The organism is Nocardioides sp. (assembly GCF_036267815.1).
Lineage (GTDB): Bacteria > Actinomycetota > Actinomycetes > Propionibacteriales > Nocardioidaceae > Nocardioides.
In genome coordinates, this window is record NZ_DATAVI010000036.1 from 1 (window position 1) to 14,999 (window position 14,999).

The following is a 14,999-nucleotide window of genomic DNA, read 5'->3' on the forward strand; positions in this document are numbered from 1 at the left end:
AGAACATCGCCCGGTACCGGGACTATCCCCGCCTGGTCGGCGAGACCGGCGGCAAGGACTTCGTGATCGTCCACCCCTCGGCCGATCCCGCCTCCATCGTCACCACCCTGGTCCGCGGGGCCTTTGAGTACCAGGGGCAGAAGTGCTCGGCCGCGTCCCGCGCCTACCTGCCCGCCTCCTTGTGGGCCGCCGTCAAGGATGAGCTGATCGCCGTCACCCGGTCGGTCAGCTACGGCGACGTGTCGCAGGACCTGTCCCTGTTTGGCGGCGCGGTGATCGACGCCCGCGCCGCGGCCAAGCACCGCGATGCGTTCGCCCGGGCGCGGTCCCGCTCCTCGGTCAGCTTCCTGGCCGGCGGCCAGGTCGACGACGAAACCGGTTATTTTATCCCGCCGGCCCTCCTGGAGTGCACCGACCCGGCCGACGAGGTGTTCACCACCGAGTACTTCGGGCCGATCCTCGCCGTCCACGTCTACGACGACACCCGCTACGACCGGGTCCTGACCCAGATGGAGTCGTTCGCGCCCTACGCACTCACCGGCTCGATCATCGCCCGGGACCGCCGCGCCATCGCCGAGGCGCAGGACCTCCTCCGCTTCGCCGCGGGCAACTTCTACGTCAACGACAAGCCGACCGGCGCCGTCGTGGGGCAGCAGCCCTTCGGTGGGGCCCGTGCGAGCGGCACCAACGACAAGGCCGGGTCCGCCCAGAACCTCATGCGCTGGACCAGCCCCCGGTCGATCAAGGAGACGCTGGTCGCCCCGACCGACTACCGCTACCCGCACATGGGCTGACCGACCCGGTCAGGACCTCCACTCGCCCCGGAGCCACCTGGTGCCGACCTTGTGCTCGGCCTCGAAGGCCTTGCCCATGAACCCCGCGACGAGGTCCTCGACCTTGCCGCCGACCAGGGGGATGCTCACCTTCACCGCGAGCTCGATCTGCTGGACGACGTCCGCGCCGGCCCGGGTGAGCGTCGTCGTACCACTCATGTCGCCGGGCTTGCCCGGGATCGCCACCCGGATGTCCGCGGCGGAGTGCGACGACCAGGCCTCCTCCTGCACGAACCGGATCTCGCTTCCGACCAGGCGCCGGGCGAACGACGGGATGCGCTCGGTGCCGTGGGCCTCCTCGAGACGGACCCGCATCCCGGCGCCCTCGGCCGAGATCTCGCAGGTGAGGTCGACGACGCGCTGGTAGTCCCCGACGGCCCTGCGGTACGCCGGGTCGCCGAGCATCGCGTAGACGTCGTCGACCGTGGTCCCGGGGTAGGTGAGGGTGTGGCTCACGCGCTTCATGAGCCCATCATGACCGCTCCGCAGCCACCGGGGCGCGTGGTGGCTTTGTCCCGCGGTTCGCCGGGTCCTAACCTCGGAACGTGTCAATGACGACCGACCTCGAGAAGTCTCATCTGCTCACCCAGGCGATCAGCCTCGCCGAGCGCAGTTCCGGCACCGGCGGGCCGCCCAAGACCGAGGTCGCCGAGCTGCTCAACGCCTACTACCGCTACGTCGCCGTCGACGACCTCGCCGACCGCTCCGCGGAGGAGCTGTACGGCGCGCTGGCCTCGCACTACCGCACCGCCGAGACCCGGCCCCAGGGCACGGCCAGCGTCCATGTCTTCACGCCGAGCCTCGCCGAGCACGGGTGGTCGGCGGGCGGCCACTCGGTGGTCGAGGTCGTCACCGACGACATGCCCTTCCTGGTCGACTCGGTCGTGATGGAGCTGACCCGTCAGCTGCGCGACGTGCTCCTCGTGGTGCATCCGCAGTTCGACGTGACGCGTGACGTGACGGGGCGCCTGGAGTCGATCGCCTGCCTGGACGCCGGGTCGGCCGGACCTCCCGAGGGCACCGAGCGCGAGTCCTGGATGCACGTCGAGATCAGCCGGATCGGGCACGACGAGGACGTCGACGCCATCGCGGCCGACCTCCAGCGTGTCCTGCGCGACGTCCGCGAGTCGGTCGAGGACTGGGACCGGATGCGGCAGCAGGTCACCGAGATCGCCGCCGAGCTGGCGAGTGCGCCGCCGTCGTCGCTGTCCGAGGCGGAGGTGGCTCGAGGTCGCGCGTTCCTCGACTGGCTGGCCGACGACCACTTCACCTTCCTGGGCTACCGCGAGTACCACCTCGAGCGCGAGGGTGCCGACGAGTTCCTCCGCGGGGTTCCCGGTAGCGGTCTGGGGATCCTGCGCAACGACCCCGAGATGGCCGCGGTCGGCAAGCTCCCGCCCAAGGGTGCCGAGATGGCCCGCGAGCACACGCTGCTGGTGCTGGCCAAGGCCAACTCCCGCGCGACGGTCCACCGCCCGGCGTACCTCGACTACGTCGGGATCAAGTCCTTCGACGCCAACGGGGAGGTGATGGGGGAGCGCCGCTTCCTCGGCCTGTTCTCCAGCGCGGCCTACACCGAGTCGGTCTGGCACGTGCCGCTGCTGAAGGAGAAGGCCGACGACGTCCTCAACCTGCTCGGGCTCGACTGGCGCAGCCACGCCGGCAAGGCGCTGATCGACACCCTGGAGACCTACCCGCGCGACGAGCTGTTCCACACGCCGGTCGACGAGCTGGCGTCGATGGCCGGACGCGTGATGGAGACCCGTGGTCGCCGTCAGCTCCGGATCTTCGTGCGCCGAGACACCTACGGCCGCTACGTCAGCGTGCTGGTCTTCTTGCCCCGCGACCGGTACAACACCACGGTCCGCGAGAAGTTCTCCGAGATCCTCAAAGACACCTTCGGCGGCGACTCCATCGAGTTCACGGTGCGGATGAGCGAGTCGACGACGGCGCGGGTGCACTTCGTGGTGCATCCGGTCAAGGGCGAGAAGATCCCCGACGTCAACGTCGCCGACCTCGAACGACGCCTGACCGACGCGTCGCGCTCGTGGCGTGACGACTTCACGGCCGCGACCCTCGCGGAGTTCGGCGAGGACGTCGGGGCACGCCTGGCCCGCAGCTTCGAGGCGTCGTTCCCCGCTGCGTACAAGGAGGACTTCTCCGCGGCCACGGGGGCCCTCGACCTGGCCCGGCTCGAGGCGCTGGGCGACTCCGGCACCGACCTGTCGCTGTTCTCCCCGCTCGACGCCGCCCGTGGTGAGGCGCGGCTCAAGGTCTTCCGGCGCGGCGCGTCGATCTCGCTGTCCGAGGTACTGCCGGCGCTGTCGTCGATGGGCGTCGACGTGATCGACGAGCGGCCCTACGAGCTCGATCACGGCGACCAGCCGTCGTACATCTACGAGTTCGGGCTCCGCTACGCGCCGGGGCTGCCCGACCGGCTCCGCGAGCCGTTCCAGGAGGCGATCCGGGCGGTCTGGAGCGGCCACAACGAGATCGACGGCTTCAACGCACTGGTGCTCGCGGCCGGGCTCACGTGGCGTCAGGCCACCGTGCTGCGTGCCTACGCGAAGTACATGAAGCAGGGCAACAGCCCGTTCGCCGTGGACTACATCGAGGAGGCGCTGCGGGGGAACACCGACATCACCAGGCTCCTCGTGCAGCTCTTCGAGGCGCGCTTCGACCCCGGTCGCAACGGCCTCGCGGCCGACGCCGAGGCCCGTACCGCGAGGGCCGACGAGATCAACGTACGCATCGAGCGGGCTCTCGACGACGTGGCCAGCCTCGACCACGACCGGATCCTGCGGTCCTACCTCACCCATGTCAACGCGACGCTGCGCACCAACTACTTCCAGCTCGGCGACGACGGGCAGCCGCACACCTACATGTCGTTCAAGCTCGAGCCGTCGCACATCCCCGACCTTCCGCAGCCCCGGCCGCGCTTCGAGATCTTCGTCTACTCCCCGCGCGTCGAGGGCGTCCACCTGAGGTTCGGCGCCGTGGCTCGAGGCGGACTGCGCTGGTCCGACCGCCGCGACGACTTCCGCACCGAGGTGCTGGGCCTGGTGAAGGCGCAGATGGTGAAGAACACGGTGATCGTCCCGGTGGGCGCCAAGGGCGGCTTCTTCTGCAAGCAGCTGCCCGACCCCAGCGATCGGGACGCCTGGCTGGCCGAGGGCGTCGCATGCTACAAGACCTTCATCTCCGGTCTTCTCGACATCACCGACAACCTGGTCGAGGGCTCGACCGTGCCGTCCCGCGACGTCGTCCGCCACGACGGCGACGACTCCTACCTGGTGGTCGCCGCCGACAAGGGCACCGCGACGTTCTCCGACATCGCCAACGGCGTGGCCAAGGACTACGGCTTCTGGCTCGGCGACGCCTTCGCCTCGGGCGGCTCCGTGGGCTACGACCACAAGGCGATGGGCATCACCGCCCGCGGGGCCTGGGTCTCGGTGCAGCGCCACTTCCGCGAGCGCGGCATCGACAGCCAGGCCACGGACTTCACCTGTGTCGGCATCGGCGACATGTCCGGCGACGTGTTCGGCAACGGCATGCTCTGCTCGGAGCACATCAAGCTGGTGGCGGCGTTCGACCATCGCGACGTCTTCCTCGACCCCGACCCCGACCCGGCGAAGTCGTTCGCGGAGCGCCGGCGGATGTTCGACCTCCCGCGCTCGAGCTGGCAGGACTACGACGCGTCCCTGATCTCCGAGGGCGGCGGCGTGTACTCGCGGTCGCTGAAGGCCGTCCCGATCAGCGCCAAGATGGGCGCGGTCCTCGGGCTCGGCAAGGGCGTCACCAAGCTCACTCCCGCCGAGCTGATGAAGGCGATCCTCCAGGCGCCGGTCGACATGCTGTGGAACGGCGGCATCGGCACCTACGTGAAGGGCTCCGAGGAGACCCACGCCGATGCCGGCGACAAGGCCAACGACGCGATCCGCATCGACGGGCACGAGCTGCGGGCCCGCTGCGTCGGCGAGGGGGGCAACCTCGGGCTCACCCAGCTCGGCCGGATCGAGTACGCCGAGCGCGGCGGCGACCAGCACGGCGGTGCCATCAACACCGACTTCATCGACAACTCCGCCGGGGTCGACACCTCCGACCACGAGGTCAACATCAAGATCCTCCTCGACCGAGTGGTCGCCAACGGCGACCTCACCGAGAAGCAGCGCAACAAGCTGCTCGCCGAGATGACCGACGAGGTCGCGACGCTGGTCCTGCGCGACAACTACGAGCAGAACCTCGCGCTCGCCAACGCCGCGGCGAACGCGTCGTCCCTGCTGCACGTGCACGAGGACTGGATGCGCACCCTGGAGAAGCGCGGTGTCCTCAACCGCGAGATCGAGGGGCTGCCGACCTCACGCGAGGTACGCCGGCGGATCGACCGGGGCGAAGGTCTCACCGTGCCCGAGCTGTCGGTACTGCTCGCCTGGACCAAGATCGTGCTCGCCGACGAGCTCGTCGAGTCCGACCTGCCGGAGGACCCCTACCTCCACGTCGACCTGGTCGGCTACTTCCCGACCCAGCTCAAGGAGGGCTTCGAGTCCTCGATCGCCGACCACCCCCTGCGCCGCGAGATCATCGTCACCCAGGTGGTCAACGACCTCGTCAACGGCGCCGGGATGACCTACTGGCCGCGGCTCGCGGGCGAGACCGGTGCGACGCCGGAGGAGCTGACCCGGGCGAACTTCGTCGCCCGGGAGGTGTTCGGCTCGCTGCCCCTGCGCGAGGAGCTGGCGACCTACGACAACGCTCTCGACGCCGCCTGCCAGACGCGGATGCGCATCGAGATGCGCACCCTGGTCGAGCGCGCCTCGCGCTGGCTGGTGAACAACCGCCGGCCGCCGCTGGACAGCCAAGCCACCGTCGACTACTTCCGTGAGCCGGTCCAAGGACTGATGACCGAGCTCCCGTCGCTGCTCACCGGCCGCGAGCTCCGGGCGTACGAGGCTCGGATGGCACGGCTGACCGACGACGGCGTTCCCGGCGACCTGGCCTCCCGGGTCGCCGTCCTGCATCCGGCGTACCAGCTGCTCGGCGTGCGCGAGATCGCCGACCGCCTCGGGCTCGACCCGGTCGAGGTCACCCGGCTGCACTTCACGCTCGGCGAGCGGCTGGGCCTGCCCGACCTCGTGACCCGGATCCTGGCCCTGCCACGCGACGACCGCTGGCAGACCATGGCTCGGGCAGCCCTGCGCGACGACGTCTACGCCGTGCACGCCCAGCTCACCGCGCAGGTCCTGCGAGACACCGACGACTCGCACTCCGTGCCGGCGCGGATCCAGGAGTGGGAGGACGGCGACGCCGTCGTCGTCTCCCGAGCCGCCACGACCCTGGAGGAGATCTGCGCCGACGACGCCGCCGACCTCGCCCGGATGTCGGTGGGACTGCGCGTGGTCCGGGGCCTGCTCGCGAACTAGCCGTGCTCGCTGCCTCGCGGAGCCTCAGCTGAGGACGAGGCCGTTGTGCCGGCGCGAGTCGCCTTGGAGCAGACGGGGCGAAGCCATCCGAGATGACGCCCGGTCCGGCTCCCACCCAGCTACCGACCGGGACCCACTCCTTGGGGGTTGTCTCCGGCCGGAGCGTGAGTTCTTCTGGTGGTCATCTCGGTATGCGGTCAGTCGCTGGGGAGAAGCGGTTGGAGTGTCGGTGCCCGCTGGTTGGGTTGCTCTCATGACAGCCACTGCCGCCCCCGAGATCGTCGGGCTTGCTGAGCTCGACGAGCTCACCGCGGCCGAGCTGTTGGCGTGCGTGGGGGATGCGGAGACCGCGGAGCGGCGCGCCGGCCTGGCGAAGCTGGAGCTCGCCCTTCAGTGGTGCGTGCTCCACCCGGCGTCGGAGGAGACGGGCGCGGCGGTCTGGGGAGACGCCGGCCTGCCGGGCTTCACCCAGTGCGACGAGGCGCTGGGAGGGGCGGGGTGCCCCCTGGTCGCGGCGCACGCGCCCGAGCCGTTCGCCGCCGCGCTGGGAGTGTCCACGATGGCGGGGATGCAGGTGCTGGCCGACGCCCTCAACCTGTCCCACCGCCTGCCGCGCACCTGGGCCTTGGTGCGGGCGCTGGGCGTGGCGCCGTGGAAGGCCCGGCGGCTGGCCCAGGCCACCCACCACCTCTCGGCCCAGGCCGCCGCGTTCGTCGACGCCCGGCTGGTCGACCGGCTCGACGCGTGCGGTGCGGTGCTGATCGACCGGGTCGTGGCCGAGGCAGCGGCCCGGTTCGAGCCCGAGCCTCAGGCCGACGCCGAGGACGCCGGGAAGGCGTCGTGGGACGTGCACCTGACCCACCGTGTCGACGGTGGGTTCGCCGGCACCAGCCACCTGGAGGCCACCGGCGACACGGTCGACCTCACCTCGTTCTACGACCTGGTCTGCGACCAGGCCGCTCACCTGGCGACCCTGGGCGACACCGACACTCTCGGTCAGCGCAAGGCCAAGGCCCTCGGGGTGATCGCCGACGCCCAGGGCCAGCTCGAGCTCAAGGTCGCGCCGGTACCGCGGCGCAGCCTGACCAAGACCCGCGCCTACCTCCACCTCTCCCTCACCGACCTGCTCGGCCTGCCCGATGGCCTGGCGCGCGTCGGTGAGGTCGAGCGCCTCGGCCCGCTCACCGTGGCCAGGATCCAGGACTGGCTGGGGTCGACCCGGGCGACGATCGTCCCCGTCCTCCACCTCGGTGAGGTCCCACCCGAGCAGGAGCGGGCGGTCGACGAGCACGATCCACCACCCGCGATGCGCGAGAAGGTCATCCTCCGCGATCCGCACTGCGTCTTCCCCTGGTGCCAGGCCGGCTCGCGGTCCTGCGACCAGGACCACATCGATCCCTATCTCCCTCTCGACGAGGGCGGGCCACCCGGTCAGACCAGGCCGTCCAACCTCGCCCCCCTGTGCCGGCGCCACCACAACGCCAAGACGGCCCGCCGCTGGCGCTACCGCCGCAACCCCGACGGCACGTACACCTGGCACGGCCCCCACGGCCGGTCCTTCCGCGTCACGGGCGACGGCACACGCCGCATCGACGCCTGACCCCACGGCTCAGACCTGCTCCTCGAGGTCGCCACGAGGCTCGACGACGGGTTGGCACTCGACGGTCTGGACGAGCACGACACCGAGGCCGCCGTCACGGCACTCTGCCTGCACGACCCGGACGCGGTGTCGGGTGCCCTGCTGGTGGCCGCCTCCATCCTCCGGATCTGACCTCGCGCCTGGGATGGGCGACGATGGGCGTCGTGCCGGTCGCGATCCTGCCCACCGAGCGGGCGTCGTCGTTCGTGCTGACCATTGACGGCCGGCCCCAGTCGTGCGTCGACCTCGCCGAACCGGAGCGGCTGGAGTTCGACTACGTGCGCCGGATCGGTGACGTGCTCGACGCGTGGAGTGTGCCGGGAGCGCCGGCGCGGGTGCTGCACGTCGGCGGGGGAGCGATGACGATTCCCAGGTACGTCGCCTCGACGCGGCCCGGCTCGTCCCAGATCGTGCTCGAGCCCGCTACCGAGGTCACCGAGCTGGTACGTCGTGAGCTGCCGCTGCCGCGACGCAGCGGGGTCAAGGTGCGGCCGGTCGACGGGCGGACCGGGCTGGACGAGCTGCGGAGCGGCTCGGTCGACCTCGTGGTCGTCGACGCCTTCGCCGCGGGCCGGGTGCCGGGCGAGCTGGTGACCGCGGAGTGCGGCGCCGCCTACGCGCGCGTCCTGGCCGGCCGCGGCCTGCTGCTGCTCAACCTCGTGGACGCGGCGCCGTTCGCCTGGACACGCCGGGTCGTGGCCGCGATCCGGGAGAGCCTGCCCTTCCTGATGCTGAGCGCCGAGCCGGCGACGCTGCGCGCCCGCCGGCCGGGCAACGTGCTGCTTGTCGCGGGTCTGGCGGGCGTTCCGGTAGCCGAGCTGGCGGCACGGGCGGCCACCGGCGGCGCGCCGTACCGGGTGCTGGACGGGCGGCGCGTCAGCGACACCGTCGGTGGCGGGCAGGCGTTTCGCGACGGCGACGCGGTCGACGGGCCGGTATCGATGTAAGGGGCACGGACGGGTGGCGCGTCGTACCAAATGATTGGGAGGTTGTCCCCGGCGACCGTTAGAGTCGAGCAACGATGTCTGACGATGCAATCCGTGCTCCCACTGCTCACCCGCCCGCCGATGTGAGGTCGCTGTGGCGCCTTCGGGGCTACCTCCGGCCGCACGTGCGCGCGCTGGTGATCATGCTCGTGACGTCGATGAGCGGCGTCGGGGTCGCGATCCTGATCCCGCTCCAGATCAAGGCCCTCATCGACGGGCCCATCCGCCACCACGACGCCAGCGGGCTGGTGCCCCTCGGCGTCACCGTGATGGCGCTGGGTGTGCTGGAGGCGTTCTTGATCTGGTGGCGGCGCTGGGTGCAGAACGCCGCGGTGCTCGAGGTCGAGACGGCCATGCGGCGCGACCTCTACGACCGGCTCCAGGAGCTCCCGATGAGCTTCCACAGCCAGTGGCAGTCGGGCCAGCTCCTCTCGCGCGCCACGACCGACCTGTCGGCCATCCGCCGGTTCTCGGGCTTCGGGATGCTGTTCCTGCTGGTCAACGTCACCCAGGTGGTCGCCACCACCGTCGTGCTCCTCAACATGTACTGGCCGCTCGGCCTGGTCGTGGCGGCCACGGCCGCCCCGATCGTGTGGCTCTCGATGCGGTTCGAGAAGCGGTACGTCGTGGTCTCGCGTCGCGTGCAGGACCAGCAGGGCGACCTCGCGACCCTGTCGGAGGAGGGTGCGGTCGGCATCCGGGTGATCAAGTCGTTCGGCCGGGCCCGCTACGTCGGCAGGCAGTACGACGACGCGGCGCGCGCCCTCTACGAGACCAGCATCGACAAGGTCCGGCTGTCGGCGAAGTTCTGGACTTTCCTGGAGATGATCCCCAACCTCGCGGTGGTCATCGTGCTGCTGCTCGGGGCGATCGGGGTCGGCCGCGGCGAGCTGACGCCCGGTGAGCTGGTCGCCTTCATCACCCTGATGCTGTCGCTGGTCTGGCCGGTCGCCTCGCTCGGCGTGATCCTGGCGATGGCGCAGGAGGCGATGACGGCGGCGGCCCGGGTCCTGGAGATCTACGACATGGTGCCCGACATCGTCTCGGGCCAGGCGGTCTCGCCCGGGGCCCGGGGGCACCTCCGCTTCGAGCACGTCGACTTCACGTTCCCCGGCTCCGACGCGGTGGTCCTGCGCGACGTCAGCCTCGACGTCCCGCCCGGCGAGACGATCGCCCTGGTCGGGGCCACCGGCTCGGGCAAGACCGCGCTCACCTCGCTGGTCCCCCGGCTGTACGACGTGACCGGTGGCCGGGTCACGATCGACGGCGTCGACGTCCGCGACTACTCCCTCCAGGAGCTCCGCTCGCTGGTCGCGACGGCGTTCGAGGAGCCGACGCTGTTCTCGATGTCGGCCAAGGAGAACCTCACGCTCGGCCACGCCGACGCCACCGACGAGGAGATCGACGAGGCCCTCGAGGTGGCCCAGGCGGGCTTCGTCCGCGACCTGCCCTGGGGTCTGGAGACCCGGATCGGCGAGCAGGGGATGTCGCTGTCCGGCGGCCAGCGACAGCGGCTCGCTCTCGCGCGCGCCGTGCTTGCCCAGCCGATGGTCCTGGTCCTCGACGACACGCTGTCCGCGCTCGACGTCCACACCGAGAAGCTCGTGGAGGAGGCGCTGCGGCGGGTGCTCGCGGACACCACCGGGCTGGTGGTGGCCCACCGCGCCTCGACCGTGCTGCTCGCCGATCGGGTCGCCCTCCTCCAGGACGGCACGATCACCCACGTCGGGGAGCACCGCGAGCTGCTGGCGACCGTGCCGGCCTACCGCGACCTCCTCGCCGCGGACGCCGAGGAGGACGACTTCGAGGAGGTGTCGGCGTGAGCACGGCCCAGTCCTGGCGCGGGGTCGCCTCCGACGACCTCGACGAGCTCACCGCCGAGACCACCGCCCACCTCGCGGCGCGGTCCCAGCGCCTGCTCCGTGACCTGCTGCGCCCCTATCGGCACCCGCTGAAGCTGCTGATGATCGCGGTCGTGATCGAGAACGCCGCGCGGCTGTCGATCCCGCTGCTGGTGGCCAAGGGCATCGACGTCGGCATCCCGCCGATCCGCCGCGACGACGACATCAGGCCCCTGGTGGTGATCGTCGCGATCGTCCTGGTGGCGACCATCACCCAGGCCATCTCGCGCAACATCTTCCTGGTCAGGTCCGGCAAGATCGGTCAGGACATCCTCTTCGAGGTCCGGCAGCGGATGTTCCGGCACTTCCAGCGACTCAGCCCGGCGTTCCACGACTCCTACACCTCCGGCCGGGTGATCTCGCGCCAGACCTCCGACGTCGACGCGATCTACGAGATGCTCGAGACCGGCTTCGACGGCCTGATCACCGCCGCTCTGACCCTGGTCGGCACCGCCGTGCTGCTGCTGGTCCTCGACGTCCGGCTCGGGCTGGTGGCCCTGCTCTGCGGGCCGTTCCTGGCCTGGGTGACCAACTGGTTCCGCAAGGAGTCGGCCAAGAGCTATCGAGTCACCCGCGAGAAGGTCGCCCTGGTCATCGTCCACTTCGTCGAGTCGATGAACGGGATCCGCGCCGTGCAGGCGTTCCGCCGCGAGCCGCGCAACCAGGAGATCTTCGAGGACGTCAACGACCAGTACCGCGCGGCCAATCTGGTCGCCTTCCGGCTGGTCGCCTGGTTCATGCCCGAGATCCGGCTCATCGGCAACCTCACGATCGGCGTCGTCCTGCTGTACGGCGGGTACCTCGCCTACCAGGGCCAGGTCACCGTCGGCGTGCTCGCGGCCTTCCTGCTCTACCTGCGGCAGTTCTTCGAGCCGATGATGGACATCTCCCAGTTCTACAACACGTTCCAGTCCGCCTCGGCGGCGCTGGAGAAGATCTCCGGCGTCCTCGAGGAGCAGCCCAGCGTCCCCGAGCCCAGCGAGCCGGTGGCCCTGGAGGAGCCGCGCGGCGAGCTGCGCTTCGACCACGTGCTCTTCGAGTACGTCGCCGGGGTGCCCGTCCTGCCAGACCTCGAGCTGAGTGTCCCCGCGGGCCAGACCCTGGCCCTGGTCGGCACGACCGGGGCGGGCAAGACCACGATCGCCAAGCTGGCGACCCGCTTCTACGACCCGACCGACGGTTCGGTCATCCTCGACGGCATCGACCTGCGCTCGCTGTCCGCGCCCGACCTGCACCGCGCGGTCGTCATGGTGACCCAGGAGAACTACCTCTTCTCCGGCTCGATCTCGGACAACATCCGGTTCGGCCGGCCCGACGCCACGCAGGACGACGTCGAGTCCGCGACCCGTGCGATCGGCGCCCACGGCTTCATCGCCGCGCTGCCCGGGGGGTATCAGACCAAGGTCTCCAACCGCGGCGGCCTGCTCAGCGCCGGCCAACGCCAGCTGATCGCCTTCTCCCGGGCCTTCCTGGCCGACCCGGCGGTCCTGATCCTCGACGAGGCGACGTCCTCGCTCGACGTCCCCTCGGAGCGGCTGGTGCAGCGAGCGCTGCGCACGATCCTGTCCGGCCGCACCGCGGTGATCATCGCCCACCGGCTCTCGACGGTGGAGATCGCCGACCGGGTCCTGGTGCTCGAGCACGGCCGGATCGTCGAGGACGGCGCCCCGTCGGACCTGGTCGCCGGTGGCGACGGCCGGTTCTCCGACCTCCACGAGGCCTGGCTCGCGTCACTGGCCTGAGCGCCCAGCCGGCCGGCCCGCGGTTGCCGCATGATTGAACCGAAGAGGCCGCGGTTCCGTATACAGGTCGTGGAGGAGCAGTGATGGCAGCCAGCCCCGACATCGTCATGCAGCGCCTGCACGACGACCACGCCAGCGCGCTCTGGGGGCACTGTCTGCGCCTGGTCAACTACGACCGCGCCCGCGCGGAGGACGTGTGCCAGGAGACGCTGCTGCGTGCCTGGCGCAACGCCTCGCTCCTCGACGAGTCGCAGGGGTCGGTGCGCGCCTGGCTGTTCACCGTGGCCCGCAACGTCGTCATCGACGAGTCGCGCACCCGGCGGGCCAGGTCGGAGATCACGATGGGCGAGCTTCCCGAGCCGCCGTCGACCGCCGACGCCAGCGACGAGCTGCTGATGACCTGGGTCGTCGCCGACGCCGTGACGCGCCTGTCGCCCGAGCACCGCGCCGTCCTCCAGGAGACCTACTTCAAGGGCCGCCCCGTCGCCGAGGCCGCGCGTCGGCTCGGCATCCCCGAGGGCACCGTGAAGTCCCGCACCCACTACGCCCTCCACGCACTCCGGCTCGCACTCGAGGAGATGGGGGTGGTCGCATGAGCACCCAGCACGGCGTCCCCTCGACCGGATGTCCGTACGAGATGTGGGACGGGGCATACGTCCTGGGCTCGCTCTCGCCCGCCGAGCGCCGCGAGTTCGAGGCGCACCTCGACGGCTGCGAGCAGTGCTCGCGCGCCGTGCGTGACCTGGCCGGCCTGCCCGGGCTCCTCGGCCGGATCGGCCCCGAGATCTTCGACGAGCCGGAGCCGGAGCCGGTGCCCGAGACACTGCTGCCGCGCCTCTCGCGTGCGGTCCGCCGCCGTGAGCAGCGCCGTACCTGGCTGACCGCCGGGATCGCGGCCGCGGCCGCGGTGGCCGTGACGACCGGCGGTGTCCTCGCCCTCGACCGGGGCTCGGGCAACCCACCGACGGCGGGCCACCAGGGCCCGGGTGTCGTGCAGGCCTCGAGCGAGCCGATGGACCAGCTCGCCCACGACCCGATGACCGCCAACGTCGCGCTGACCTCCGTCGCCTGGGGCACCCGGGTCGACCTCACGTGCAGCTACCCGCGCGGCACCGTCGAGTACGAGGGCGGCGCCTACGCCCTGGTCGTGCACCTGAAGAACGGTCGCACCGAGCGGGTCGCCACCTGGAACGGCCTGCCCGGCAAGTCGATGCACGTCAGCGGCGCCACCGCGGCGTGGAGGAACGAGATCGCCTCGGTCGTGGTCACCCGTCTGGGCGAGGGCCCGGTCGCCCGGCTCACCGTCTAGCCCCGCGTCTTCTAGATATTCGGCGGAGGGCACGCCCCGTTCACGAGCTGGGACCGCTCAGTGCATACGACGAAGGTTACGGGAGACGTTTGCTCCTCCACCGCGCTCGTCCCGGCAATCTTGTACTCCACGCGAATGCCGATCGTCTTCGCGTACGTCGATGGCGAGGCGCGAACGCCCAGTAGTAGCAGCCACCCTCGCTTGGCCGCATCAATGGTGGCGCCAACCGCAGCAACCGACTTCGGGTCGTACTCGATTGGCGGAAAACCGGGAACGGACAGGAATTGGTAGACCGCTCGCGAAGGCCCGGCAAGACGCCTGCCTACCAGCGTGAGTCCCCGTGGCTGGACCAGCTCCACTCCGGTAAGAACCACGGGCCTCGCGCCGCGCCTGAGCGTGAGGACCTGGAGGCCAACCGTCAAGGTCCCGCCGCCTATCGAGTGGCTCGAACCGCCCCCCGGGGGGTAGGTCACGAAACTGTGGCCCACCGCAGGATTGGCCGGCCGTTGGTGCCAGACGAGGGCCGCGGCTACGAGCGTGACCCCCGCCATCAACGCGACCCCAACGGCGCCTGCCCGCGCTTTGGAGGGGAACTTCACCTACTCCTCCTGAACCGTGTTCAGCTGGGCCCTCGATCGCTACTGACGCGCAAGTACTACACCGCGGCGTGCGAGAACGAGAAAACGCGGAAGAACGACGAGGACACGCCGAGGAGGCATGTCGTTCTTCCGCGTTTTCTTTACCAAGCCGGGGGGAGGGAGGCTCCGAGAGCCACCCCAGGTCATCCCAGCAGGGAAGCGCGCAATGGCGCGTGCGACCGGGTCTCGCGGATGAGGGCGTAGAGGCCGGCGACGATCGCGACGACCTCGACCGCGGCGGCAGCCCAGATGTATCCGCCCTGCCACTTCTCGTGGTCACCGAAGAGCCCGCCTCCGGTGGTCGCGATCGCGAACCCACCCAGGGTCGAGGCGCCGAAGCCGGCGGCGAGGAACGGCGCGAGCCAGTGCTTCCACGAGACGAGCAGCCCGGCGATGACGACCCCGGCGACGATGTTGAGCACGAAGAGGGGGCCGATCACGTGGACGTGGCGCATGCCACCGAGCCACTCGTGGAGGTGGATGTAGGCGGACACGAGGACGGCGAGGGCGGCGATGATGCGTGTGGTCATG

General features: G+C 70.6%; 10 protein-coding genes. 8 read left to right on the forward strand and 2 right to left on the reverse strand.

The genetic code is table 11. The features are described from left to right. Window positions 1-794, forward strand: a 794-nt coding sequence (locus tag VHW64_RS06635; protein WP_329649734.1) for an aldehyde dehydrogenase family protein, incomplete at its 5' end; no start/stop codon positions are given. 9 nt (window positions 795-803) lie between these two features. Here VHW64_RS06635 and VHW64_RS06640 read toward each other — a convergent pair. Then, entirely contained in the window at window positions 804-1,298 is a 495-nt protein-coding gene (locus VHW64_RS06640) for a DUF2505 domain-containing protein (protein WP_329649735.1), read from the reverse strand. A gap of 86 nt (window positions 1,299-1,384) precedes the next feature. On the opposite strand from VHW64_RS06640, the gene VHW64_RS06645 reads away from it, so the two are divergent. From VHW64_RS06645 to VHW64_RS06675, 7 genes are all read left to right on the forward strand, one after another. Next, window positions 1,385-6,253 (forward strand): NAD-glutamate dehydrogenase, encoded by a 4,869-nt coding sequence (locus tag VHW64_RS06645; protein WP_329649836.1) that lies wholly within the window; start codon window positions 1,385-1,387, stop codon window positions 6,251-6,253. 253 nt (window positions 6,254-6,506) lie between these two features. Beyond that, on the forward strand, window positions 6,507-7,853 hold the full coding sequence (locus tag VHW64_RS06650) for an HNH endonuclease signature motif containing protein (protein ID WP_329649736.1): 1,347 nt from the start codon (window positions 6,507-6,509) through the stop codon (window positions 7,851-7,853). Window positions 7,854-8,047: 194 nt separating this feature from the next. Continuing rightward, the gene (locus VHW64_RS06655; RefSeq protein ID WP_329649737.1) at window positions 8,048-8,839 is read left to right on the forward strand and encodes a fused MFS/spermidine synthase; all 792 of its coding nucleotides are present in this window, start codon (window positions 8,048-8,050) and stop codon (window positions 8,837-8,839) included. Between the two features lie 74 nt (window positions 8,840-8,913). After that, on the forward strand, window positions 8,914-10,701 hold the full coding sequence (locus VHW64_RS06660) for an ABC transporter ATP-binding protein (RefSeq protein ID WP_329649738.1): 1,788 nt from the start codon (window positions 8,914-8,916) through the stop codon (window positions 10,699-10,701). After that, window positions 10,698-12,521, forward strand: a complete 1,824-nt coding sequence (locus VHW64_RS06665; protein ID WP_329649739.1) for an ABC transporter ATP-binding protein — start codon at window positions 10,698-10,700, stop codon at window positions 12,519-12,521. Before VHW64_RS06660 ends, VHW64_RS06665 begins: the two co-directional genes overlap by 4 nt. 83 nt (window positions 12,522-12,604) lie before the next feature. Continuing rightward, window positions 12,605-13,117, forward strand: a complete 513-nt coding sequence (locus VHW64_RS06670) for a sigma-70 family RNA polymerase sigma factor (RefSeq protein ID WP_329649740.1) — start codon at window positions 12,605-12,607, stop codon at window positions 13,115-13,117. After that, on the forward strand, window positions 13,114-13,830 hold the full coding sequence (locus tag VHW64_RS06675) for a zf-HC2 domain-containing protein (RefSeq protein ID WP_329649741.1): 717 nt from the start codon (window positions 13,114-13,116) through the stop codon (window positions 13,828-13,830). Before VHW64_RS06670 ends, VHW64_RS06675 begins: the two co-directional genes overlap by 4 nt. 781 nt (window positions 13,831-14,611) lie before the next feature. On the opposite strand, the gene VHW64_RS06680 is transcribed toward VHW64_RS06675, so the two are convergent. Next, window positions 14,612-14,998 (reverse strand): hypothetical protein, encoded by a 387-nt coding sequence (locus VHW64_RS06680; protein WP_329649742.1) that lies wholly within the window; start codon window positions 14,996-14,998, stop codon window positions 14,612-14,614. Between the last annotated feature and the right edge of the window lies 1 nt (window position 14,999).

Bases quoted from the DNA above. Each gene is read 5' to 3' on its own strand.
- VHW64_RS06680 (WP_329649742.1), bottom strand. From the start codon at position 14,998: ATGACCACACGCATCATCGCCGCCCTCGCCGTCCTCGTGTCCGCCTAC.
- VHW64_RS06650 (WP_329649736.1), top strand. From the start codon at position 6,507: ATGACAGCCACTGCCGCCCCCGAGATCGTCGGGCTTGCTGAGCTCGAC.
- VHW64_RS06645 (WP_329649836.1), top strand. From the start codon at position 1,385: ATGACGACCGACCTCGAGAAGTCTCATCTGCTCACCCAGGCGATCAGC.
- VHW64_RS06670 (WP_329649740.1), top strand. From the start codon at position 12,605: ATGGCAGCCAGCCCCGACATCGTCATGCAGCGCCTGCACGACGACCAC.
- VHW64_RS06660 (WP_329649738.1), top strand. From the start codon at position 8,914: ATGTCTGACGATGCAATCCGTGCTCCCACTGCTCACCCGCCCGCCGAT.
- VHW64_RS06675 (WP_329649741.1), top strand. From the start codon at position 13,114: ATGAGCACCCAGCACGGCGTCCCCTCGACCGGATGTCCGTACGAGATG.
- VHW64_RS06655 (WP_329649737.1), top strand. From the start codon at position 8,048: ATGGGCGTCGTGCCGGTCGCGATCCTGCCCACCGAGCGGGCGTCGTCG.
- VHW64_RS06640 (WP_329649735.1), bottom strand. From the start codon at position 1,298: ATGAAGCGCGTGAGCCACACCCTCACCTACCCCGGGACCACGGTCGAC.